We start from the raw sequence: 22,799 nt of genomic DNA on the forward strand, positions 1-22,799 counted from the left end.
CCGGGCTGTAAGAGCTGGTGAGGAAGTCGGCGTGGCAGGCTTGAGTCCTGTCGTGTGAATGTCGACCTTCCCGGAGCGCTGACCGTGGATCAGTTGGCCCTGTTGTTCGTGCTGTTGCTCGGGGCCCTGGTGAGCGTCCCGGTGGGGGACCGGTTCGGGCTGCCGGCGCCGGTGCTGATGACGCTGCTCGGGATCGTCCTCGCGTTGCTCGAGTTCGTACCGAACGTCGAGATCCCGCCCGACCTCATTCTCCCGCTGCTGTTGCCGCCGCTGCTGTACGCCGCCGTACGACGGACCTCCTGGCGGCAGTTCGCGGCGAACGTACGGCCCATTCTTCTGCTGGCCGTGGCGCTGGTGTTCGTCACGATGCTGTGCGTGGCCGCCACGGCCCACGCGATCGTGCCGGGGCTGCCCCTGGCCGCCGCGTTCGCCCTGGGCGCGCTGGTCGCGCCGCCCGACCCCGTGGCGGCCACCGCGGTCGCAGGACAACTCGGGCTGCCGCGGCGCATGGTGTCCATCCTGGAGGGCGAGGGGCTCTTCAACGACGTGACGGCCATCGTGCTCTACCACGTGGCGATCGCCGCCGTCGTCAGCGGCAGCTTCTCGCCGTGGCAGGCCGGACTCGATCTGTTCCTCTCCGCCGTGGTGGCGCTGGCCGTCGGGCTCGCCCTCGGGTGGGGCGCCAACAAGCTGATGGACCTGCTGGGCGACGCCACCCTCCAGATCGGGCTGACGCTGCTGGTGCCGTACGCCTCCTATGTGATGGCCGAGGAGCTCCAGGGCTCCGGTGTGCTCGCCGTGCTGGTCACGGCCCTCTTCCTCGCCGAGTACGCCACCGACCCCGACGACGTGATGACACGGCTCGCCGGGCACACCTTCTGGGACATCGTCGACACCCTCGTCACCGGCGTCGCGTTCGGTCTGATCGGGCTCGAACTGCACAACGCGCTGCGGACGGCGTCCGGCCGGTGGAGCGACATGCTCACCTGGGCGGCCGTGGTGGTCGTGGTCGTCGTCCTGGTACGGCTGCTGTGGCTGCTGCCGGCCACCTGGCTCGCCAAACGGATGCACGCCGAGCGGGACTACGAGGAGATCCCGATGAGCTGGCGGGAGACCGTCGTGATGTGGTGGGCGGGGATGCGCGGCGTCGCCTCGGTTGCCCTGGCCCTGGCCATCCCGCTGGAGACGGACTCGGGGGCCGCCTTCCCCGACCGGAACGAGATCGTGTTCATCGCGTTCGGCGTGATCATGGCGACGCTGGTGGTGCAGGGGCTGAGCCTGCCGTGGCTGGTGAAACGGCTCGGGGTGCGCGCCGACAGCGAGCGGGAGAAGGAGTTCGAGAAGCAGCTGGCGGTGCGGGCGGCCACGGCCGCGAAACGACGGCTGCGGGAGATCGAGGACGCCGAGGAGCTGCCCGAGGAGTTGTCCGAGCAGATGCTGCGCAGGGCGTTCGAGATCGGGGTGCGGATCAGCCCGGAGCTCGGCGAGGAGGAGCGCAAGGAGGCCTATGAGCACCGGGTGCGGCGGCTGAAGCGGGTGCGGCGGATCCAGGCCGAGATGCTCAGCGCGGCGCGGCACGAGATCGTGGCGGCCCGCAGTGAGCCGGGGGCCGATCCGGAGGTGGTGGACCGGGTGCTGCGGCATTTGGACGTGCGCAGTCTGCGCTGAAGTGGGCGTCGCCGACGGTCCCTTCGTAGGCTCTGATCATGGCTCGCAATGTGGTGATCAGCGGTGGGGGTACGGGGATCGGGCTCGCGGCGGCACAGCTGTTCGCGGCGGACGGGGATCAGGTGCTGCTGCTCGGCCGGCGCGCCGAGGTGCTGGAGCAGGCCGGGGTCCCCGGCGCCCTCACCTGTGCGGCGGACCTGAGCAAGCCACGCGGCGTGCGGGGCGTGGAGCGGTTCGTGGCCGCGGAGCTCGGCACGGTGGACGTGCTGATCCACAGCGCCGGAGGCGCCGGTCACCTCGAGCCCAAGGTGGACAGCGACGAACCGCTCGATGTCGTCCTGCACAACTGGACGCTGAACTTCGGCCTCAACACCCTGACCGCGGCCCTGCTCACCGAGGCGCTCAAGGACCGGCTCGCCGACCCCGGCGGGCGGGTGCTGTTCATCGGCTCCATCGCCGCCTTCCGGGGCTCCGGCAACGTGGCGTACGCGGCGTCCAAGGCGGCGCTGCATCCGTACGCCCATGCTCTGGCCCGGCAGTTGGGTCCGCGCGGCATCACCGTGAACGTGGTCGCGCCCGGCTATGTCGAGGACACCGAGTTCTTCGGCGGCGCGATGGACGAGGAGCGGCGTGCCCGGCTCGTCGCCGAGACGTCGACCGGGCGGGCCGCCACGCCGGGGGACGTCGCCGCGACCCTGCACTGGCTGGCGTCCCACGGCGCCGGGCACATCACCTCGCAGATCATCCAGGTCAACGGTGGCGCCGAGCGTGGCCACTGACCGGGCGGGCCGGGGCGCTCAGGGGCGCTCCGGCCTGGCCGCCGGCTGGTGGTCGTGCTGGAAGGCGCGGCGGGCCGGGATCCGGCCGGGGACCGGGAAGCCGGGCGGCAGGGCCGCGTCCGCCGCGTTGACGCGCGGCAGGGCGTACGGGTGCTCGTCGGCCAGCCAGCGGATCAGCTGCTCGCGCACCGTGACCCGGACCGTCCACAGGTCGTCCGCGTCCTTCGCGGTCACCAGGGCCCGCACCTCGACCGTGCTCGGCGTCGAGTCGGTGACGACCAGCCCGTAGTCCCGGCCGTCCCACGCCGGACACTCGCGCAGGATGTCGCGGAGTTTGTCGCGCATCTTCTCCATCGGCGCCGCGTGATCGACGTGCAGGAAGACGGTGCCGGTCATCTGGGCGCCGCCGCGCGACCAGTTCTCGAACGCCTTCGAGGTGAAGTACGACACCGGCATGGTGATCCGGCGCTCGTCCCACGTCCGCACGGTCAGGAACGTCAGCGTGATCTCCTCGACGGTGCCCCACTCGCCGTCCACCACGACCGTGTCCCCGAGGCGCACCATGTCACCGAAGGCGATCTGGAACCCGGCGAACATATTGCTCAGCGTGGACTGCGCCGCGACACCGGCGACGATGCCGAGGATGCCTGCCGAGGCCAGCAGCGAGGCACCGGCCGCACGGAACGCCGGGAACGTCAGCAGCATCGCCGCCACGGCCACCACACCGACGACCGCGGTCACCACCCGCATGATCAGCGAGACCTGGGTGCGCACCCGCCGGACGCGGGCCGCGTCACGGTGGGCGCGGGCATAGCGCGTGTACGTCGTCTCCACGACGGCCGCCGCGATACGGATCGCCAGCCAGGCCGCCGCGCCGATCAGCACCAGCGTCAGCACCCGGCCGAGGGCGACCCGGTGCGCCACCAGCAGCTGCGCCTCGTCGTAGGACCCTCTGAGCAGGGCCGTACACAGAACGAGCTGGTAGGGGATGCGGGCGCGACGCAGCAGACCCCACAGCGGGGTCTCACTGTGCCGTTCGTCGGCCTTGCGCATCAGACGGTCGGAGGCCCACCCGATGATCAGGGTGAGCAGAACCGAGCCGCCGATCACGATCAGCGGGCGGACTATGTTCTCCATGCCCTCGAACGTAACCAGCCAAGGGGGGTCATGAACATGTGCGTCCATGAGGCGGTGGTCACGGCGTTGTCGTACCCGGCTGGCACCATGGCCTCATGAACATCATGCTCTTCCACTCGACCTATGGCCTCAGGCCCGCGGTGCGCCAGGCCGCGGACCGGCTGCGCGCCGCCGGACACGAGGTGTGGACGCCGGACCTCTTCGAGGGGCACACGTTCGAGACGGTCGAGGAGGGCATGGAGTTCAACGAGCGGACCGGCAAGGACGAGCTGCTGAAGCGGGCCGTGCTGGCCGCCGCGCCCTACTCCGAGCGAGGGCTCGTGTACGCAGGGTTCTCGTTCGGCGCCTCCATCGCCCAGACCCTCGCGCTCGGCGACGAGAAGGCCCGTGGCCTGCTGCTCCTGCACGGCACGTCGGACATCGCGCCGAACGCCGCGGTGGACGAGCTGCCGGTGCAGCTGCATGTCGCCGAGCCGGACCCGTTCGAGACGGACGACTGGCTCAGCGCCTGGTATCTCCAGCTGGGAAGGGCGGGCGCCGACGTCGAGGTCTACAGATACGCCGGGGCCGGTCATCTCTACACCGACCCCGGCCTGCCGGACTACGACGAGGAGGCCGCCGAGGCCACCTGGCGGGTGGCGCTCGGCTTCCTCGAGACCCTCTAGGCCCCTCTAGCCCTATAGACCCTCAAGATCCTCCAGTCCGCTGGAGGGCCTCCTGGGCGGGTCGGGTCAGACCGGGTCGTACGTCCGCTCGATCTTCTGGGTGCCGCTGCGGGTGCGGTAGGAACGGGTCCACTTGGAGGTCGCGTCCGCCTTCGTCCGGTCGGACAGCACGTAGTAGTCCATCTGCGCCCGGTCCGCCGTGATGTCCAAGACGCCGTAGCCGTGCCGGTCGGTGTCGACCCAGTGGACGTGCCGGTTGGCGGCCCTGATGAGCGGTGAGGCGACCGCGGAGACCGTGCCCTCGGGGACCTTCACGATGTCGTCGAGGTTGTCGGAGGTGACCGACGTGACGACGAACTCCGTGGCGGCGGAGGCGGACAGCGGATACGTACCGGCGTCGTACGGCACGTCGTTGGCCCACGCCATATGGATGTCGCCGGTCAGGAAGACGGTGTTGCGGACGGCGTTCGAGCGCAGGTGGGCGAGGAGTTCGCGGCGGTCGTCCGTGTAGCCGTCCCACTGGTCGGTGTTGAGGGCGAGCCCTTCCTGCGGCAGGCCCAGCAGCTTGGCGAGCGGCTTGAGCAGCTCCGCGGAGAGGTTGCCGATGGCGAACGGCGAGACCATCACCGAGTTGCCGACCAGCCGCCAGGTGGTGTCGGAGGACTTCAGCCCGGCCTTCAGCCAGTCCAGTTGGGCTCGGCCGGTGAGCGTGCGGTCCGGGTCGTCGACCTCGCCGTTGCCGACCTTGACCTGCTGGGAGCGGAAGGAGCGCAGGTCGAGCAGCGAGAGGTCGACGAGCTTGCCGAAGCGCAGCCGGCGGTAGGTGGTGCCGGCGATCGCCGGGCGCACCGGCATCCACTCGAAGTAGGCCTGCTTTGCGGCGGCCTGACGCGCCGCCCAGGCGCCCTCGGCGCCCTCGGTGTGGTTCTCGGCACCGCCCGACCAGGCGTCGTTGGCGATCTCGTGGTCGTCCCAGATCGCGATGACGGGGGCCGTGGTGTGCAGGGCCTGGAGGTCGGGGTCCGTCTTGTACTTGCCGTGCCGGATGCGGTAGTCGGCGAGCGTGCGGATCTCGTGGGCGGGCTCGGTCTGCCGTACGACCTTGCCGCGGGTGCCGTACTCGCCGGTGCCGTACTCGTAGATGTAGTCGCCGAGGTGCAGCCAGGCGTCCAGGTCACCCCGGGCCGCGAGATGGCGGTACGCGGAGAAGTAGCCGCCCTCCCAGTTGGCGCAGGAGACCACGCCGAAGCGGAGGCCCGACACGGCGGCGCTCGGCGCCGGCGCGGTGCGGGTACGCGCCGCCGGGGAGTCGCTGCCGCCGGACGAGAAGCGGAACCAGTAGTCGGTGGCCGGCTCCAGGCCGCGTATGTCGGCCTTCACGGTGTGGTCGGAGGCCGCGGTCGCGGTGATCGAGCCTTTGGCGACGATGTCCGTCATCGCCTTGTCCCGGGCGACGATCCAGCTGACCTCGGTGTCCGGGCCGAGTCCGGAGCCGGGCGTGGCCTCGGGTGTCGGCGTCACCCGGGTCCATAGCAGGATGCCGTCGGGCAGTGGGTCGCCCGAGGCGACGCCGTGCAGGAAGGCCGGGGCCGCGTCGGCGGCGCGGGCGGGCAGCGCCGCGGCGAGCGGACCGGCCAGGACAGCCGTCGCCGCCGCGGCCTTGACGACCGTACGGCGGCGCGGGGAGAGGGAGTTGAGCTGCTCGGATGATCTGTATCGACTGGTCACAGCCGATCAGGTTACTTAGCGGTATGAACAAGAGCGGGCGAACTCGCGAAAGTTCGCCCGCTCTTTGCCGCACAGCACCCCGGTCATCGGCGGGGCGCGACGGAGTCTAGGCCTTGCCGCGCTTGGTCTCGCAGTACCTGTCCTCGCCGTTTGCGCCATTCCTGATACAGATCTGGACGGTCACAGTAGTGCCCTCCGCAATGTCCAGGTTCTTTCGTGCGCACGAGTTGTGGGCGCCGTTGGCGTCCTGAAGTGGCACCCAGTAGGACATCTGCGGGCTGAGCCAGCCGATGTGGCCGCTGGCTCGCATGCCGTCGCCGCGGTTGTCGCAGACGGTGAACAACTCGTCGTTAGCCGCGAAGCCGGCGGCAGCGGCGTTCCACGGGTCGCTCGTATTGACGTACACATCAGTGCCGGCGGAGGCCGGGCTTGCGGCGAAAACGACGGCGGCCGCGCCTGCTATGACACTGCTGCTGAGGGCCTTGACTCGTAACTTCACGTTGACTCTCCCCGATTCGATCGATCCTCGGTCAGAAGATCGCTTGCATCGGCATGTGTATGTCAGATGAACGGAGAAGGTCAATCGGAGGGTGTGCCCTTCGGCCACCTCGAACAGCGGAGGTGGCCGAAGCGACGGCTCGACTAGCCCTTGAGGGCCGCGTCCACAGCCTTGGTGTACTCGGCAGCGGTCCACGGCACGTTGGGGTTGGACGTCTTGAGCACCTTGCCGTCCACGACGAAGCTCGGGGTGCCCCTCACGTCGTCCGGGTTGGTGTCGAAGGTCTTCGACATCTCCAGAGCCCATGCGTCGTAGGTGCCCTCCCTGACGGCGTTCTCGAATTTGGCGTTGCCCTTCAGAGACGGCACAGTGTTCGCGATCTCGGTCAAATAGTCGTCGTCTTTGAACTTGTCCTCGGACTCCAGCGGGTGGAACTTCTCCGAGAACAGCGCGGCCTTGTAGTCGAGGAACGCCTCCGGACTGACATTCAGCGCGGCGCCCATGGCGCTCATGGCGTTCTTGGAGCCCTCGCCGTTGGCGCCGATCTCGCCGTTCTTCATTTGGTCGCCGTCGAGGAATGTGCCACCGATGAACTGGACCTTGTACTTCCCGCTCTCGATGTCCTTGTCGACGGTCGGGCCGACTGCCTGCTCGAAAGAGGCGCACACGGGACAGCGCGGGTCCTCGTAGATCTTGACGGTCTTCTTGGCGCTGTCCTTGCCGATGACGACTGTCGTACCGTTCTTGCCCGTGGTGTTGGCCGGCGCGACGACCTTGGCGTCGACCTGCTGCTCCCAATGGCTGGGCTTGTTCGCCTGGACGATCGCGTAACCGATGCCGCCGGCCGCCGCCAGGACGCCGACGACCGAGAGGGCGACGACGATCTGCCGCCGGGTCTTCGCCCGCTTCGCCTCGCGCTCGCGCTCGGCGCGCAGCCGCTCTCGGGCCGCCGTCTTCGCCGCCTGGGTGTTCCGCTTGCTCATGTTGGTGATCTCCATGGGGACGCGCACACCTGTGTGTGCGGGTTACGTATGAGTGGACTGGGGTGCTCGATGGCCGTTCACGCGAAGGCGACGGCGGGCGAGCACGGCGGTCCACGCCGTCCCAGGGAGTGCGCGAGGAGAAGGCTGCGCGAGACGGCCGTACGGGGGGTGGGGCGCGGCAGGCGCAGGGCGGGCTGGGCGAGCCGGACGGTCACCGCCGCGACCGCCAGCAGCAGCGGCCGGAACGTCGTCGCGGTCACGGCCCGCATCAGCTGGGCCAGGGCCCGCTCGCCGCGCCGCAGCCAGGCGGCGGCGACTAGGCCGACGCCGATGTGGGCGCCGAGCAGGAGCCAGGCGGTGGCCGGGTCGGCATGGGCGAGGAGACCGCCGAGCTCGTCGGGGTCGGCGCCGGTGACCTGGGCCAGCGGGGTGCCGACCCGGGTGCCGTCACCGCACAGCACGTCCCAGCCGACCGAGGCCAGGGGGCCGGCGACCGGCCCGCCCGCCTTGCCGTAGCAGACGTGCTGGCCCGTGGTGAGGATCGTGTCGGCGGCCAGCTCCAGCGGTATCAGCAGGGCGGCGATCCGCCCGAACGTCCGCTCACGGCCGGCCAGCGCGTACGCCAGGGCGAACACGGCGACCGCGAGCAGGGCCACCGAGTTCAACGGCAGGGGAGCCCGGGACAGCAGCACGTGCGACGCGGCGCTGAGCGTCACGACGAGTGACGTGAACAGCGCCGCGCGTACTGCGCGAAGCGGGGTCCCGGATATGTCCATGGTGTGCAGAGTCTGTCATGTGAGTCTGTAAGAGACTCCTAAAGGCTGCCTGCGAACGGCCGGGAAGCGGCTGGGTGACGCACTTCGTCACAGACCCGGAATCCGGCCGTTGCGGAACAGGTCCACGAAGGTCTGGTGGTCGGCACGCGCGCGTGCGCCGTAGTCATGGGCGAAGGAGACCAGGAGCTCGCCGAAGCCCTCCTCGTCGGCCGCGATCGCCGCGTCGATGGCACGCTCGGTGGAGAACGGCACCAGCGACTCGCCGGAGGTGTCGTCCGCCGCCGCGTGCATCGTGGCCGTCGCCCGGCCGAGATCGGCGACGACCGCCGCGATCTCCTCCGGGTCGTCGATGTCGCCCCAGTCCAGGTCCACGGCGTACGGCGAGACCTCCGCGACCAGCTGACCGGCGCCGTCCAGCTCGGTCCAGCCCAGCCACGGGTCGGCGTTGGCCTGGAGGGCGCGCTGGGAGATCACCGTGCGGTGGCCCTCGTGCTGGAAGTAGTCCCGCAGGGCCTGGTCCGTGATGTGCCGGGAGACGGCCGGGGTCTGGGCCTGCTTGATGTAGATCACCACGTCGTTCTCGAGGGCGTCGGTGTGGCCCTCCAGCAGGATGTTGTACGACGGCAGCCCGGCCGAGCCGATGCCGATGCCGCGGCGGCCGACGACGTCCTTCACGCGGTACGAGTCCGGGCGGGCCAGGGACGCGTCCGGCAGCGTCTCCAGGTAGCCGTCGAAGGCGGCCAGCACCTTGTAGCGGGTTGCCGCGTCCAGCTCGATGGAGCCGCCGCCCGGGGCGAAGCGGCGCTCGAAGTCACGGATCTCGGTCATCGACTCCAGCAGCCCGAAGCGGGTCAGCGCACGGGCGTCGCGCAGCGCGTCCAGCAGCGGACCCTGAGCGGAGTCCAGCGTGAAGGGCGGCACCTCGTCGCTCTTGGCGCCGGTCGCCAGGGCGTGCACCCGCTCGCGGTAGGCGGCGGCGTAGATCCGCACCAGCTCGGTGATCTGGTCGTCGCCCAGGGCCTTGGCGTACCCGATGAGGGCGATGGAGGCGGCGAAGCGCTTGAGGTCCCAGGTGAAGGGGCCGACGTAGGCCTCGTCGAAGTCGTTGACGTTGAAGACCAGCCGTCCGTTGGCGTCCATGTACGTGCCGAAGTTCTCCGCGTGCAGGTCGCCGTGGATCCACACGCGGGAGGTGCGCTCGTCCAGGTACGGGCCGCCCCGCTTCTCCGTGTCGAGGTCGTGGTAGAAGAGACACGCCGTGCCGCGGTAGAACGCGAAGGCCGAGGCCGCCATCTTCCTGAACTTCACGCGGAACGCGGCCGGGTCGGCGGCCAGGAGGTCGCCGAAGGCGGTGTCGAAGACGGCGAGGATCTCGTCGCCGCGCTGCTCGCCGTTGAGCTGGGGGACCGACATCGCGGGGTGCCTCCTGGTGCATGTGTACGACAGCGTTTCTGTTGCTTCCAACGCGCGGGCCCGCACAAAAGTGCCCGCGCCCCTCGCTGTGAAGGTACGCGGGGGACGCCCGCGAGTGTCAGTCCCGAGGCATAGACTTCGACGCTGTCCCCAGAAGTGTCCGTCCGCCTGTCACCGAGCGCCCACCCGTCGCCCGACCACCGCCCCTCAACGAGGCGCTTCGCGCCGCAGCGTTACATTCATGGAGGCCAAGCCGTGTCAAAGCCGCCGTTCACGCACCTGCACGTCCACACCCAGTACTCGCTGCTGGACGGTGCCGCGCGGCTGAAGGACATGTTCAACGCGTGCAACGAGATGGGCATGACCCACATCGCCATGTCCGACCACGGCAACCTCCACGGGGCGTACGACTTCTTCCACACCGCGCAGAAGGCCGGGATCACCCCGATCATCGGGATCGAGGCGTACGTCGCCCCCGAGTCCCGTCGCAACAAGCGCAAGATCCAGTGGGGCCAGCCGCACCAGAAGCGCGACGACGTCTCCGGTTCCGGTGGCTACACCCACAAGACGATGTGGGCCACCAACCGGACGGGCCTGCACAACATCTTCCGGCTCTCCTCCGACGCCTACGCCGAGGGCTGGCTCCAGAAGTGGCCCCGGATGGACAAGGAGACCATCGCCCAGTGGTCCGAGGGGATCGTGGCGTCCACCGGCTGCCCCTCGGGCGAGGTGCAGACCCGGCTGCGCCTGGGACAGGACGAGGAAGCCCTCAAGGCCGCCGCCGACTACCAGGACATCTTCGGCAAGGACCGATACTTCCTGGAGCTGATGGACCACGGCATCGAGATCGAGCACCGGGTCCGGCAGGGCCTCCTCGACATCGGCAAGAAGCTCGGCATCCCCCCGCTGGTCACCAACGACTCGCACTACACCTACGCCCACGAGGCGGGCGCGCACGACGCGCTGCTGTGCATCCAGACCGGCAAGAACCTCTCCGACCCGGACCGCTTCAAGTTCGACGGCACCGGCTACTACCTGAAGTCCACGGACGAGATGTACGCCATCGACTCCTCGGACGCCTGGCAGGAGGGCTGCGCCAACACGCTCCTGGTCGCCGAGATGGTCGACACCACCGGCATGTTCGAGAAGCGCGACCTCATGCCCAAGTTCGACATCCCCGAGGGCTACACCGAGGTCACCTGGTTCAAGGAGGAGGTGCGCCGCGGCATGGAGCGCCGCTTCCCCGGCGGCATCCCCGAGGACCGGCAGAAGCAGGCCGACTACGAGATGGACGTCATCATCTCGATGGGCTTCCCCGGCTACTTCCTCGTGGTCGCCGACTTCATCATGTGGGCCAAGAACAACGGCATCGCGGTCGGCCCCGGCCGAGGCTCCGCGGCCGGCTCGATCGTCGCCTACGCCATGGGCATCACCGACCTCGACCCCATCCCGCACGGCCTGATCTTCGAGCGGTTCCTCAACCCCGAGCGCATCTCGATGCCCGATGTCGACATCGACTTCGACGAGCGCCGGCGCGTCGAGGTGATCCGGTACGTGACGGAGAAGTACGGCGCCGACAAGGTCGCCATGATCGGCACCTACGGCACCATCAAGGCCAAGAACGCGATCAAGGACTCCGCGCGCGTGCTGGGCTACCCGTACGCGATGGGCGACCGCATCACCAAGGCGATGCCCGCCGACGTCCTCGGCAAGGGCATCCCGCTCTCCGGCATCACCGACCCGCAGCACCCTCGCTACAGCGAGGCCGGCGAGGTCCGCGGGATGTACGAGAACGAACCGGATGTGAAGAAGGTCATCGACACCGCACGCGGCGTGGAGGGCCTGGTCCGGCAGATGGGTGTGCACGCGGCCGGCGTGATCATGTCCAGCGAGACCATCACCGAGCACGTCCCCGTCTGGGTCCGGCACACCGACGGCGTGACCATCACACAGTGGGACTACCCGAGCTGCGAGTCGCTCGGCCTGCTGAAGATGGACTTCCTCGGCCTGCGCAACCTGACGATCATGGACGACGCCGTCAAGATGGTGAAGTCCAACAAGGGGATCGACATCGATCTCCTCAGCCTCTCCCTGGACGACCCCACGACCTTCGAACTGCTCCAGCGCGGCGACACCCTCGGCGTCTTCCAGTTCGACGGCGGCCCCATGCGCTCCCTGCTGCGCCTGATGAAGCCGGACAACTTCGAAGACATCTCCGCCGTGTCGGCCCTGTACCGCCCGGGCCCGATGGGCATGAACTCCCACACCAACTACGCCCTTCGAAAGAACGGCCAGCAGGAGATCACGCCGATCCACAAGGAGCTCGAAGAGCCCCTCAAGGAGGTCCTGGACGTCACCTACGGCCTGATCGTCTACCAGGAGCAGGTGCAGAAGGCCGCCCAGATCATCGCCGGCTACTCGCTCGGCGAGGCCGACATCCTCCGCCGTGTGATGGGCAAGAAGAAGCCCGAGGAGCTGGCGAAGAACTTCGTCCTCTTCCAGGAGGGCGCCCGCAAGAAGGGCTTCAGCGACGAGGCCATCCAGGCCCTGTGGGACGTGCTGGTCCCGTTCGCCGGCTACGCCTTCAACAAGGCGCACTCCGCCGCGTACGGCCTGGTGTCGTACTGGACCGCCTACCTCAAGGCCAACCACCCCGCCGAGTACATGGCCGCGCTGCTGACGTCCGTCAAGGACGACAAGGACAAGTCGGCGATCTACCTCAACGAATGCCGCCGCATGGGCATCAAGGTGCTCCCGCCGAACGTCAACGAGTCGGTGCACAACTTCGCGGCCCAGGGCGACGACGTGATCCTCTTCGGCCTGGAGGCCGTGCGCAACGTCGGCACGAACGTCGTCGAGTCGATCATCAAGAGCCGCAAGGCGAAGGGGAAGTACCTCTCCTTCCCCGACTACCTCGACAAGGTCGACGCCACCGCCTGCAACAAGCGCACCACCGAGTCGCTGATCAAGGCGGGCGCCTTCGACACCCTGGGCCACACCCGCAAGGGCCTCACCGCGCAGTACGAGCCGATGATCGACAACGTGGTCGCGGTCAAGCGCAAGGAGGCCGAGGGCCAGTTCGACCTGTTCGGCGGCATGGGCGAGGAGGAGAGCAACGAACCCGGGTTCGGCCTCGACGTGCAGTTCACCGACGAGGAGTGGGAGAAGACCTATCTGCTCGCCCAGGAGCGGGAGATGCTCGGTCTGTACGTCTCCGACCACCCGCTCTTCGGTCTGGAGCACGTGCTGTCCGACAAGGCCGACGCGGGCATCGCCCAGCTCACCGGCGGCGAGCACGCGGACGGCGCGGTCGTCACCATCGGCGGCATCATCTCCGGCCTCCAGCGCAAGATGACCAAGCAGGGCAACGCCTGGGCGATCGCCACGGTCGAGGACCTCGCCGGGTCCATCGAGTGCATGTTCTTCCCCGCGACGTACCAGCTGGTGTCGACCCAACTCGTCGAGGACGCCGTCGTGTTCGTCAAGGGCCGCCTGGACAAGCGCGAGGACGTGCCGCGGCTGGTCGCGATGGAGCTCCAGGTCCCCGACCTGTCCAACGCGGGCACCAACGCGCCCGTGATCCTCACCATCCCGGCCACCCGGGTCACCCCGCCGATGGTCAGCCGCCTCGGCGAGATCCTCAGCCACCACAAGGGCGAGAGCGAGGTCCGCATCAAGCTCCAGGGGCCGACCAAGACCACCGTACTGCGGCTGGACCGGCACCGAGTGAAGCCCGACCCCGCGCTCTTCGGAGACCTGAAGGTGCTGCTCGGACCGTCCTGCCTGGCGGGTTGAGCGCCGGAGACAGAGGCACAGCCCACCCACGCGCAAGGGGCGCACCCGCACCGGGTGCGCCCCTCTTCGTGTGCCTGGGTCTCAACAACCCGTTACGCAGATGTCAGTTGTGACCGAAGCGCTTCTGCCGGCCCTTGCGGGCCATGTCGCCGGGAGTGACCTGCGTGGCGTGCTGCTCGGGCTGCTGCGGCTCCAGCACAGACTGCTGGGCCTGCTGCGGACCACGCGCGGACTGCGGCTGCTTCCGGTCCTGCTTCTTGTTCTTGGCCATGGTGATGCCTCCTGTGGGGGATCTAGGGGCCAGGGCCGGGACCAGATTCACATACGCTGATAAAGAGTGCATGTCGGATAATTACCGTGTGTAGCGGCGGTTGTCCGGGCGCGAGGCGTGGCGCGCCTCGGCGCCGATGCCCCGAAACGCCACGCCGAAGATCGAGTTCGGCCCGTTAACCCCCGCGTGGTCGGGCAGACTCGAAGGAAGCCCCAAGCAAACCTCCCAGGAAGAGGGTGAGTCGCGTGGACCGCTGCATCGTCCTGGTGGACGCCGGGTATCTGCTGGGGGCCGCCGCCAGCCTCCTCGCCGGGGAGCCCTCCCGGTCCCGGATCACTGTCGACCACACCGCCCTCATCCAGGGCCTGCGCGAACGCGCCGAGTCCGACACCCAGCAGCCCCTGCTGCGCATCTACTGGTTCGACGGTGCCCCCGACCGCGTCCCCCAGCCCGAGCACCGCAGACTGCGCGTGATGCCCCGGGTCACCGTCCGGCTGGGCGCGCTGACCCGCAGCGACGGCCGCTGGGCGCAGAAGGGCGTGGACGCCGCGATGCACGCCGAGCTCACCGAGCTGGCCCGCAACCGCGCCTGCTCGGACGTGGTGCTGGTGACCGGCGACGGCGATCTGCTGCCGGGCATGATGGCCGCCAAGGAGCACGGCGTCGCCGTACATCTGTGGGCCGTGCAGGCCGCCGACGGGGACTACAACCAGTCCGAGGACCTGGTCGCCGAGGCCGACGAACGGCGCGTGCTGGACCGTACGTGGATCACCAAGGCCGTACGCGCCAAGGAGCTCACCGGGGTGTGCGCGCCGCCACCCGTGCCCCGGCCCGAGATCGCCGCGATCCTGTCCGCGCCGCTGCCCGAGTCCGCGCTCGCCTCGGCGCCCGAGCGGACCGCCGAGGAGGGCGAGCACGCCCCGGCGATCACCGCGTCGGAGAACGGCGCGCAGGAGCGCGTCCCGGCACCCAAGGGCGTCCCCACCCCGAAGGACCTCGCCGCCCTGCGCGCGCCCGGCCTCCAGCCGGCCCAGCCCCCGGCGAGTGCCACGCTGCGCTGGTCCTCGGACAAGGGGTGGGTGGACCGGCCCGGCGTCGCCGCCGAGCCGCCCGACGCGTCCTCGATGCCGACGCTCGCCCAGCTGACCACGGCGGAGCAGCGCTGGGCAGACCGGGAGGAGGACATCACCACGGTCGGCGGCGACCCCTACGAGGTGGGTCAGGTCTTCGCACGGCGGTGGATGGAGCGGCTGGGGGACCAGAGCCATCTGCAACGGCTGTCCGGCATGTATCCGCGCATCCCGCACCGGATCGACGGCGAGCTGCTCAGATACGCGGCCCGGTTCGGGCTGCTCGCGCACAAGGACGACCAGATCGACGAGCACGACCGGTACGCGATCCGGGCCGGGTTCTGGCGGGAGATCGACGTGCGGACGGCCGCCGAGCACGCATCCGCGGGCGAGTGAACCGGGCCCTCGCGGCGAGGCCGCAGCCGCCGGGACGGGCCGTCGGAGTTGAGGGCCGTTGCGGTGGTTTCCTGGGCGCCGGTGGATTTCGGGCGGTGAGCAGGCGATTTGTGGCGAGTGGCCGACCCGGGAGCGGAGCGGGGGGCCGGACCCCGTAGTCTCGTCCCTTGTGAGTACGCGCGTGACACAGGCACTTCGGCACCCTGGTGATGTCGTGTGCGCCGTGCGCGGGCTGACCAAGACCTACCCGGCCGTACGAGGGCGCCGCGGCACGCCCGCCACGCCCGAGGTGCGGGCCACCGACGACGTACGGCTGGACATCCGGCGCGGCGAGATCTTCGGACTGCTCGGCCCGAACGGCGCCGGCAAGACCACCCTCGTACGGCAGCTGACCGGGCTGATGCGGCCCGACGCCGGCAGCGTCGAGATCCTCGGGCACGACATCGTGCGGCACCCGGAGCGGGCCGCCCGCATCCTCGCCTACCTCGGCCAGGAGTCGACCGCCCTCGACGAGCTGACCGTGTCGCTCGCCGCCGAGACGACCGGGCGGCTGCGCGGCCTGGACGTACGGCAGGCGAGGGACGAGCGGGACGCCGTCCTCGACGAGCTGGGGCTGACACCGCTCGCCGCGCGGCCCCTGAAGAAGCTGTCCGGCGGGCAGCGGCGGCTGGCCTGCTTCGCCGCCACGCTCGTCGGGGAGCGGCCCCTGCTCGTGCTCGACGAGCCGACCACCGCGATGGACCCGGTGGCGCGCAGGGCCGTGTGGTCGGCCGTGGACCGGCGGCGGGCGGAGCGCGGGACGACCGTGCTGCTCGTCACCCACAACGTCATCGAGGCCGAGACCGTGCTCGACCGGGTCGCGGTGCTCGACCGGGGCCGTGTGATCGCCTGCGACACGCCGTCCGGGCTCAAGGAGCGGGTCGCCGGCGAGGTGCGCGTGGAACTGCTGTGGCGGGACCGGGCGCCGCTGGACGTGCCCGAGGTCGCCGCGCTGCGGGACCGGGTCGTGGAGTCCGGCCGGCGCTGGACGCTGCGGCTCGCCCCTGAGGAGGCCCGCGCGGTCGTCGCCACCGTGACCGGCGGTGCCGCGTTCGCCGCGCTGGACGACTTCACGCTCGCCACGCCGAGCCTGGAGGACGTGTATCTGGCGCTGGGCGGGGACGCGCAGCAGGGACTGGTGAAGGCTTGAGCACGCAGACCGCCGCATCCGTATCCGGAGTGAACCCCCGTGTGAAAGGGAGCAGCGCCACGTGAGTGTCGTACCCGCCGAGGTTCTGCCGGGCAGCGCCCTGGCCGTCGACGAGACGGCCGCTCCGGCCGCGGCCGAGCTCGGACCGCGTGCGCGGCTGTGGCCGTCGCTGTGCGCCGTGTACCGGGCGCAGCTGTCCCGGGCGAGGGTCGCGCGGATCCCGTTGCTGTTCGTGGCGACCTTCCAGTCGATCGGGATCATGATCCTGATGCGCGGGGTCGTGGACGGCGGCGCCGAGGCGCAGGCCGTCGTCGCCGGTTCGTCGGTGCTCGTGGTCGCCTTCGTCGCTCTGAACCTGCTCGCGCAGTACTTCGGGCAGCTGCGGGCCAGCGGCGGGCTCGACCACTACGCGACGCTGCCGGTGCCGCCCGCCGCGGTGGTGCTGGGCGCGGCGGGGGCGTACGCCTCCTTCACCGTGCCGGGGACCGTGGTGACGGCGGTGTTCGGGTGCGTGCTGTTCGGGCTGCCGATGGCGCATCTGTGGGTGCTCGTGGCGGTGATCCCGCTGGCCGGGGCCGCGCTCGCCGGACTGGGGGCGGCCCTCGGGCTGCTCGCGCCCCGGCCGGAACTGGCCACGCTGCTCGGCCAGTTGGGGATGTCGGCGGCACTGCTGCTGGGTGTCCTGCCGGCCGACCGGATGCCGGACGTGGTGCGGTTCGCGCGGGATCTGCTGCCGTCGACCTACGGCGTGGAGGCCTTCGCGCGGACCTTCGGGGAGCGGCCCGACTGGGCGTTCGTGCTCGGAGACCTGGCCGTGTGCGCCCTGGTGGGCGTGGTCTCGCTGGCCGTCGCCACCTGGGCGTACCGCCGGGCGGCCGTCCGGTGACGCGCGGCACAGGGCCGTTTGGCACGATGGCAGGGTGACCGCTCCGCTGACTCCTCCTCCGCCGCCGCACGACCACTCCTCCAACCAGGCGTGGCATCCGCCCGCGGCCGGGCATCCGGCATCCGCACCGCAGGACGCCGGGTACGGCGCACCGGGCCCGTACGGCGCGCCGCCCGGTGCGCACGGCGCTCCCGGCGCGTACGGGATACCCGGCTCCTACGGACAGGACGGTCCCGGTATGAAGACCGAACTGCGAGAGGCCGCCGTGGTCACGGTGGTGCTGGCGCTGGGTGGCGCGCTGCTCGGGGTGCTGTGGTGGTGGCTGGCGCCGAGCGTGCCGCTGGTCGGGGACGTCGTCGACAAGAGCTGGGTCGTCTACTTCAAGGACACCGAGGGGGAGCAGGCGATCGGGGTGGACGGCACGTTCACCCTGCTCGCACTCGCGTTCGGCCTGGTGAGCGCGGTCGCCGCGTTCCTCTGGCGGCGGCGCGGAGGCGTGCCGTTGGTGGTGGCGCTGGCCGTCGGCGCCTTCCTCGGGTCGCTGCTGGCCTGGCGGGTCGGGGTGTGGCTCGGGCCTTCGGGGGATGTGATCGCCCAGGCGAAGGACGCTGGCCGGGGCGTGACCTTCTCGGCACCGCTGAAGCTGGAGGCCAAGGGCGCCTGGCTGGCGTGGCCGCTGGCCGCGCTGGTGGTGCATCTGGGGCTGACGGCGCTGTTCGGGCCGCGGGACGTGGATCCGTACGCGCAGCCGGGGGAGGGCGAGCGGCACGGGCCGAACGGGGCACCGCCGCAGCAGGGCGCGGGTGGGGCCTGAGGCCCCCTCGGATCCCCGGTTCGGCCCTGGACGGGCCTCCTTGCTCCACCTCATACGCCGGACGGGCTCGGACGCGCGGTTCTCATACGCCGGACGGGTTCGGACGCGCGGTTCTCATACGCCGGACGGGTTCGGACGCGCGGTTCTCATACGCCGGACGGGTTCCGACCCACGGTTCTCAAACGCCGGACGGGCTCCGACCCACGGGTCTCAAGAGCCCGACGGGCCCGGACCCGCGGGCCGGTGCAGGACGTCGCCCGTCACGCCGGGCGGCGTCCGTGGTTCGAACGGCCCTTCTTGATGCGCCACTTCCGTTTCCGCGTCTTCTTCGACATGTCCCTCGTACTTAGCCGAGGACACCCCCGCCGTCGAGAGGTCACGCACGCCCGATGGGGGCCACGACCGCGTCCGTGAGCTTGCCGAGGTCGTCGGGGGAGAGCTCCACCTCCAGGCCGCGCCGGCCGGCCGAGATGCAGATCGTGGCGTGGGCGGACGCGGACGCGTCCAGGACCGTCGGGAGCTTCTTGCGCTGGCCCAGCGGGGAGATGCCGCCCCGCACATAGCCGGTGGTGCGCTCGGCCAGGGCCGGGTCGGCCATGGCCGCACGCTTGCCGCCGACCGCCGCGGCCAGGGCCTTGAGGTCGAGCTGGCCCGCCACCGGAACCACGGCCACGGTCAGCTTTCCGTCCACGTCCGCCACCAGCGTCTTGAACACCCGGTCCGGTGACACGCCCATGGCCTGCGCCGCCTCCTCGCCGTAGGACGGGTGGGAGGGGTCATGGTCGTAGGAGTGGGTCGTGTACACGACGCCCGCGGCCGTGAGGGCGACTGTCGCGGGCGTGCCGCCCGACTGCTGCTGTTGCTTCTTCGACTTCTTCGCCATGTCCGCCAACCTCGCGACTTCCCCGATATCCCGGAATCCCGTGTCCTTGATGCCCCGGCAGGCCCGGCAGGCCCGGCAGCCCCGGCACGCCCAGCGGGCTCGGCATCCCAACCCCGCCACGGCCCCGCCACGCACCCGCCACGCCCGCTCAGTTCAGGCTCGTGGGCCCGCGCGTCAGGTCCGACGCCGGCAGCGACGGCAGCGTACGGATGATCGACGTCTCGGCGCGAAGGAGTTTCAGTTCGTCGCGCAGCCGGGACGCGGTGTCGGGTGCCTGGAGCAGGCGCTGCTTCGTCGGGGTGTCCAGCATCATCGCGGCGGCCACCAGGTAGGACACGACCGAGGGCTGGTCCGGCAGGTCGGTCGTGGTGGACAGGGAGCGTTCGCGGGCTCCCGCCAGCCGCTTCTGGTACTGCCGGAAAGCGCGCAGCACCCCTTCCGCCAGGGCACCCGCCTCGTCCCCCGGCTCCTCCGGCAGCTCCTCCAGCTCGGCCGTCAGAAACGGTCCCGAGGTGTCCAGGGAGGTCAGGCGTACCCGCGTGGTTCCGGTCGCCAGAACCTCGAACGTGCCGTCGGCCCGCTCCCGGATCGTTGCCGCGTCCGCCACACACCCCACGGCGTGGAACGCCTTGACCGGGTCCGTGCCGAATCCGGCGGCGGGGCCGCGTTCGGGCAGCGCCGTGGGGTCCGGCATGCCGGGCGCGCTCGGGGCGACCTCATGGCCGTCGCGGATCGCCACGACGGCGAAACGGCGCGGGTCCTCCTCAGGGGTCTTCAGCAGCTGGCGCATCATGGCGCGATAGCGCTCCTCGAAGACGTTGAGCGGGAGCACGAGCCCGGGGAACAGCACCGAGTTCAGGGGGAAGAGCGGAAGGCGGACGGTCACGGCGTCAAAGCCTAGTGGTCACCGGGGTGAACACGTTCAGGGTGCCCACTGCGTGGATGGCGGGCACGCGCTCGCGGGGCGGCGGCGCCCGCTCGCTGCCGTACTTCGTCCCGTACGTCCAGGAAACGGCCTAGTGGATCGTCCGAGAACCGGCTCCACGGGAACGAGGTGGCGTACGGCCCGATCAGGCGCAGCTGCTCCAGGGCGTCCTCCCAGCGGCCCAGCCTGGCCAGGACGTACGTCAGCTTGTTGCGGACCCCGGCCGCCCACAGGTCGGCCTCCGGGAAGCGCCGGGACAGCGCGACCGCGCGGTCGGCCGCCGCGTCCAGCCGCTCGGGCGGCACGCCCGGACCGCAGCCGTCGGTCAGGTAGGCGAAGGCGGCCCGGGTCGGCAGGGCCTGCACGAGGGAGTCGGCCGGGGTGTCCTGCGCGGCCCGGTCGGCGAAGTCGAAGCACTCCCGGTGGGAGCCGTGCCAGGACGAGGCCAGATAGCGCAGGGCCGCCACATGGCAGCCGTAGTGCAGCGGGGCGCGGCGCAGCGCCGCCTCCCACAGTTCCCCGAAGTAGATGTGCCCGGCGCGGGAGCCGCGCGCGTGGTCCAGCGCGATGCGCCAGGGCACCGGGTCGCGGTCGTCGGCGCGGGCGGCGGCGGTGATCAGCGGGCTCACCCCGCGCAGCAGCTCCGCCCGGGCCGGCGACTGCCAGGCGCGGTCCACCGCGAGCTGCGCCTTGACCAGCAGCGCGTCCGGGTCCTGCGGGGCGGCGGCGCACCACGCCTGCAGCCACTCCGGCCGCGAGCGCGCGAAGGCGGCCAGCCGCAGCACGTATCCGTCCCGGTACTCCCAGCGGGACTGGAGTCGGGTGGCGGCGAGCAGCTCGGCGGCGGTGTCGTAGGCGCCCTGCCCGGCCGCGACCAGCGCGGGTCCCAGGTGGTCGTCGGGCGCGTCGAGCAGCACCTCGGAGTCGGCGGGGAGCCCGGCGTCCGGGTGATCTACGGTCCTTGGCGTCCGGGGCGAGCGGCCGAACGGGAGCAGCAGAGCCATGGTGCCGACCATTGAAAGACGGCTGGTCGGGCCCGCGCCAGAGGGAACGGGCAACCCATGGAAAGTTGTACGCGGATGGGTCAAGAACGGGTAAAGGTCAAGTGTTCAACAACTGTCCGACATTCATAAGTTCACCTCAGAAGCCCCATTGATCCCTCTCAGCCCCGCTGTTCCCTCTCGGCTCTGCCGGCCCTCTCAGCTCCGCCGGTCCCTCGGTACCGCCGGTCTCATCAGCTCCGCCGAAGCAGCCGTGTCGCCCCCGCCGCCACTGTCGTCGCCAGGATCCAGCCCAGCAGGATCATCGCCGCGGACAGCCACTGCCAGCCCCCGCTCAGCTGCCAGAACCCCACCTGGCCCAGGTCGATGACCGGCAGCAGCAGGTCCAGGGTGAACAGGGCCGGGTCCCAGGTCGGATGCTCGCCGCCCTTGAGCGGCGGAGGCGCGGCGTTCGCGAAGGCCACCGAGCCCGCCGCCCACAGCACCGCCATCCACACGGCCGCGCGGCCCGGCCGATAGCCGTAGGCGACCGTCCAGTCCTGCACGTAACCCCACAGCTTGGCCGCCAGCGGCAGCGTCTCGCGGCGGCGGCGCTGCTTGGCGAGCAGCACCTCGCGCGCGTCCTCGTCCTCACCGCCGGCCCGTAACACCGTGGCCAGCAGCTCGTACGGCTCCGGGGTGTACTCGGCGGTCGCGGCGGCCACCCACTCCAGCCGCATCTCCAGCGGGAACGGACCGCGCGGCACGAGGTTCTCGTAGGTGAAGCCGCCCATGTGCAGCCGGCCGGGGCCGGGCCAGGCGTCCGCCCGGTCCATCAGGTTCACGATCCGCGCCCCCGACATCACCACCCCGCCGCGCTCCGGCTGCTCCCCGAGGAAGCGCAGCTCGGGCGTCTGGATGCGGCGCAGCGACAGTTCCTGGTCGTCGGTGAAGGTGAACCGGGCCCGCTCCAGGTCCACCGCGTCCCCGAACCGCCCGTCGTCCAGCCGCACCCCGCCCTGGCACGCGAACCGCTGGATGCGCGTCCCGCGCGCGGGAGTACGGCCGCTCAGCAGCGGACTGCCGATACCGGCCGGGGTCAGATACAGCGTGCGCCCGACGGTCAGCTGCGGGGCGTTCAGCGCGAGCCGGGTGTACGGGTTGACCAGCCGCGCGCCCCGCAGGCTCAGCGACACGCCGATGCTCGCGCCGCGCAGGCTCAGCTCGCCGTGCGCCTCGAGCATCTCGGCCTGGAGGTCCTGGCCCACGGTGATGCCGTCCGCGGCTATGGAGCGGCCACTGCGGTCGCGGTAGACGATCGCCTGGTTGAGCATGAGATCCGTGCCGATGTGGGCGTCGGTCAGCCGGACGCCGTTGTGGAACCGGCAGCGCGGCAGATGCAGGTCGCCCTCGGTGTGCACCCGGGCGGCCTCCAGGCGCGGCACCGCGCAGTCCACCATCCGTACGGTCGTGAAGCGGGCCTCCGGCAGCCGGACCTCCCGGTCGAAACGGCAGCCGCGCAGCTCGACGTACGGCACCACCGTGCCGCCCGCGAGGTCCACCGCGTCGGTGATCCGCACCCCGACCAGCTTCAGCGAGGAGACCCGGCCCGCCAGCGCGGGCGGCCCGTCCAGCAGCAGCCAGCAGATGATGCGCGCGCGCACCGTCCGCTCCTCGCCCCAGGGGTGTCCGCCGTGCGGATCGTCGACGACCGTGTCCCCGCTGCTCAGGTCGTACACGCTGCCGTTGCGGAACGCCTGCCACATGCCGGCCTCGGCGGCGGTCAGACCGTCCGGCAGGTCCCCCTCCGGGGTACCGGCCCCCTCGGTCACAGCTGTTCCTTCCTCCCCTGCCACTCGCGAGCCGCTTGCCTGCGTACAACCGTTCTGCCCGCTGAGTAACGCCCCGAACACTAGACGTGCTGTGTCCCCCGCTGGATCTT

19 protein-coding genes are annotated in these 22,799 nt (G+C 70.7%); 8 read left to right on the forward strand and 11 right to left on the reverse strand.

Features of this window, described 5'->3' with window-relative positions; all coding sequences use genetic code 11:
• Positions 1-84: 84 nt before the first annotated feature.
• Positions 85-1,668, forward strand: a complete 1,584-nt coding sequence (locus ACHBTE_RS23340; RefSeq protein ID WP_394725980.1) for a Na+/H+ antiporter — start codon at positions 85-87, stop codon at positions 1,666-1,668.
• Between the two features lie 38 nt (positions 1,669-1,706).
• A complete protein-coding gene (locus ACHBTE_RS23345; protein WP_394725981.1) occupies positions 1,707-2,447 on the forward strand; it encodes an SDR family NAD(P)-dependent oxidoreductase in 741 nt (246 codons plus the stop codon).
• Positions 2,448-2,465: 18 nt separating this feature from the next.
• Here the strand turns inward: ACHBTE_RS23345 and ACHBTE_RS23350 are convergent, their stop codons facing one another.
• Positions 2,466-3,584, reverse strand: a complete 1,119-nt coding sequence (locus ACHBTE_RS23350; RefSeq protein WP_394725982.1) for a mechanosensitive ion channel family protein — start codon at positions 3,582-3,584, stop codon at positions 2,466-2,468.
• A gap of 95 nt (positions 3,585-3,679) precedes the next feature.
• On the opposite strand from ACHBTE_RS23350, the gene ACHBTE_RS23355 reads away from it, so the two are divergent.
• The gene (locus ACHBTE_RS23355) at positions 3,680-4,249 is read left to right on the forward strand and encodes a dienelactone hydrolase family protein (protein WP_394725983.1); all 570 of its coding nucleotides are present in this window, start codon (positions 3,680-3,682) and stop codon (positions 4,247-4,249) included.
• A 66-nt stretch (positions 4,250-4,315) separates the two neighbouring features.
• Here the strand turns inward: ACHBTE_RS23355 and ACHBTE_RS23360 are convergent, their stop codons facing one another.
• From ACHBTE_RS23360 to ACHBTE_RS23380, 5 genes are all read right to left on the reverse strand, one after another.
• On the reverse strand, positions 4,316-5,977 hold the full coding sequence (locus tag ACHBTE_RS23360; RefSeq protein ID WP_394725984.1) for an alkaline phosphatase D family protein: 1,662 nt from the start codon (positions 5,975-5,977) through the stop codon (positions 4,316-4,318).
• Between the two features lie 106 nt (positions 5,978-6,083).
• Positions 6,084-6,476: a hypothetical protein gene (locus ACHBTE_RS23365; RefSeq protein ID WP_394725985.1), complete on the reverse strand. Its 393-nt coding sequence runs from the start codon at positions 6,474-6,476 to the stop codon at positions 6,084-6,086.
• A gap of 143 nt (positions 6,477-6,619) precedes the next feature.
• On the reverse strand, positions 6,620-7,459 hold the full coding sequence (locus ACHBTE_RS23370; protein ID WP_394726076.1) for a thioredoxin domain-containing protein: 840 nt from the start codon (positions 7,457-7,459) through the stop codon (positions 6,620-6,622).
• A 77-nt stretch (positions 7,460-7,536) separates the two neighbouring features.
• Positions 7,537-8,235 carry a hypothetical protein gene (locus ACHBTE_RS23375; protein WP_394725986.1) on the reverse strand — a complete coding sequence of 233 codons (699 nt, stop codon included), beginning with the start codon at positions 8,233-8,235 and terminating at the stop codon, positions 7,537-7,539.
• An 87-nt stretch (positions 8,236-8,322) separates the two neighbouring features.
• Positions 8,323-9,648, reverse strand: coding sequence for a DUF2252 domain-containing protein (locus tag ACHBTE_RS23380; RefSeq protein WP_394725988.1), 1,326 nt, complete (start codon positions 9,646-9,648; stop codon positions 8,323-8,325).
• Positions 9,649-9,903: 255 nt separating this feature from the next.
• Here ACHBTE_RS23380 and dnaE point away from each other — a divergent pair, with 255 nt between their 5' ends.
• The gene (gene dnaE / locus ACHBTE_RS23385; protein WP_394725990.1) at positions 9,904-13,443 is read left to right on the forward strand and encodes a DNA polymerase III subunit alpha; all 3,540 of its coding nucleotides are present in this window, start codon (positions 9,904-9,906) and stop codon (positions 13,441-13,443) included.
• Positions 13,444-13,546: 103 nt separating this feature from the next.
• Here the strand turns inward: dnaE and ACHBTE_RS23390 are convergent, their stop codons facing one another.
• Positions 13,547-13,714 (reverse strand): hypothetical protein, encoded by a 168-nt coding sequence (locus ACHBTE_RS23390; protein ID WP_394725992.1) that lies wholly within the window; start codon positions 13,712-13,714, stop codon positions 13,547-13,549.
• Positions 13,715-13,959: 245 nt separating this feature from the next.
• Between ACHBTE_RS23390 and ACHBTE_RS23395 the strand changes: the two genes are divergently transcribed.
• The 4 genes from ACHBTE_RS23395 to ACHBTE_RS23410 all read left to right on the forward strand — a co-directional run bounded on the left by ACHBTE_RS23395 (position 13,960) and on the right by ACHBTE_RS23410 (position 18,069).
• Positions 13,960-15,180 (forward strand): NYN domain-containing protein, encoded by a 1,221-nt coding sequence (locus ACHBTE_RS23395; protein ID WP_394725993.1) that lies wholly within the window; start codon positions 13,960-13,962, stop codon positions 15,178-15,180.
• Between the two features lie 214 nt (positions 15,181-15,394).
• Entirely contained in the window at positions 15,395-16,369 is a 975-nt protein-coding gene (locus ACHBTE_RS23400) for an ABC transporter ATP-binding protein (protein ID WP_394726077.1), read from the forward strand.
• A 61-nt stretch (positions 16,370-16,430) separates the two neighbouring features.
• Complete coding sequence (locus ACHBTE_RS23405) at positions 16,431-17,255, forward strand: ABC transporter permease (RefSeq protein WP_394725994.1); 825 nt, start codon at positions 16,431-16,433, stop codon at positions 17,253-17,255.
• Between the two features lie 34 nt (positions 17,256-17,289).
• Positions 17,290-18,069 carry an AAA family ATPase gene (locus tag ACHBTE_RS23410; RefSeq protein WP_394725996.1) on the forward strand — a complete coding sequence of 260 codons (780 nt, stop codon included), beginning with the start codon at positions 17,290-17,292 and terminating at the stop codon, positions 18,067-18,069.
• Between the two features lie 376 nt (positions 18,070-18,445).
• Here ACHBTE_RS23410 and ybaK read toward each other — a convergent pair whose 3' ends face one another.
• The 4 genes from ybaK to ACHBTE_RS23430 all read right to left on the reverse strand — a co-directional run bounded on the left by ybaK (position 18,446) and on the right by ACHBTE_RS23430 (position 22,689).
• Entirely contained in the window at positions 18,446-18,952 is a 507-nt protein-coding gene (ybaK, locus tag ACHBTE_RS23415) for a Cys-tRNA(Pro) deacylase (protein WP_394725998.1), read from the reverse strand.
• Between the two features lie 148 nt (positions 18,953-19,100).
• A complete protein-coding gene (locus ACHBTE_RS23420; protein WP_394725999.1) occupies positions 19,101-19,838 on the reverse strand; it encodes an LON peptidase substrate-binding domain-containing protein in 738 nt (245 codons plus the stop codon).
• An 11-nt stretch (positions 19,839-19,849) separates the two neighbouring features.
• On the reverse strand, positions 19,850-20,893 hold the full coding sequence (locus tag ACHBTE_RS23425; RefSeq protein ID WP_394726000.1) for a hypothetical protein: 1,044 nt from the start codon (positions 20,891-20,893) through the stop codon (positions 19,850-19,852).
• Between the two features lie 218 nt (positions 20,894-21,111).
• Entirely contained in the window at positions 21,112-22,689 is a 1,578-nt protein-coding gene (locus ACHBTE_RS23430) for an oxidoreductase (RefSeq protein ID WP_394726002.1), read from the reverse strand.
• Positions 22,690-22,799: the final 110 nt, after the last annotated feature.

This window comes from Streptomyces sp. M41 (assembly GCF_043673425.1).
Classification (GTDB): Bacteria; Actinomycetota; Actinomycetes; order Streptomycetales; family Streptomycetaceae; genus Streptomyces.

Bases quoted from the DNA above. Each gene is read 5' to 3' on its own strand.
- ACHBTE_RS23370 (WP_394726076.1), bottom strand. From the start codon at position 7,459: ATGAGCAAGCGGAACACCCAGGCGGCGAAGACGGCGGCCCGAGAGCGG.
- ACHBTE_RS23355 (WP_394725983.1), top strand. From the start codon at position 3,680: ATGAACATCATGCTCTTCCACTCGACCTATGGCCTCAGGCCCGCGGTG.
- ACHBTE_RS23425 (WP_394726000.1), bottom strand. From the start codon at position 20,893: ATGGTCGGCACCATGGCTCTGCTGCTCCCGTTCGGCCGCTCGCCCCGG.
- ACHBTE_RS23380 (WP_394725988.1), bottom strand. From the start codon at position 9,648: ATGTCGGTCCCCCAGCTCAACGGCGAGCAGCGCGGCGACGAGATCCTC.
- ACHBTE_RS23350 (WP_394725982.1), bottom strand. From the start codon at position 3,584: ATGGAGAACATAGTCCGCCCGCTGATCGTGATCGGCGGCTCGGTTCTG.
- ACHBTE_RS23345 (WP_394725981.1), top strand. From the start codon at position 1,707: ATGGCTCGCAATGTGGTGATCAGCGGTGGGGGTACGGGGATCGGGCTC.
- ACHBTE_RS23390 (WP_394725992.1), bottom strand. From the start codon at position 13,714: ATGGCCAAGAACAAGAAGCAGGACCGGAAGCAGCCGCAGTCCGCGCGT.
- ACHBTE_RS23375 (WP_394725986.1), bottom strand. From the start codon at position 8,235: ATGGACATATCCGGGACCCCGCTTCGCGCAGTACGCGCGGCGCTGTTC.
- ybaK (WP_394725998.1), bottom strand. From the start codon at position 18,952: ATGGCGAAGAAGTCGAAGAAGCAACAGCAGCAGTCGGGCGGCACGCCC.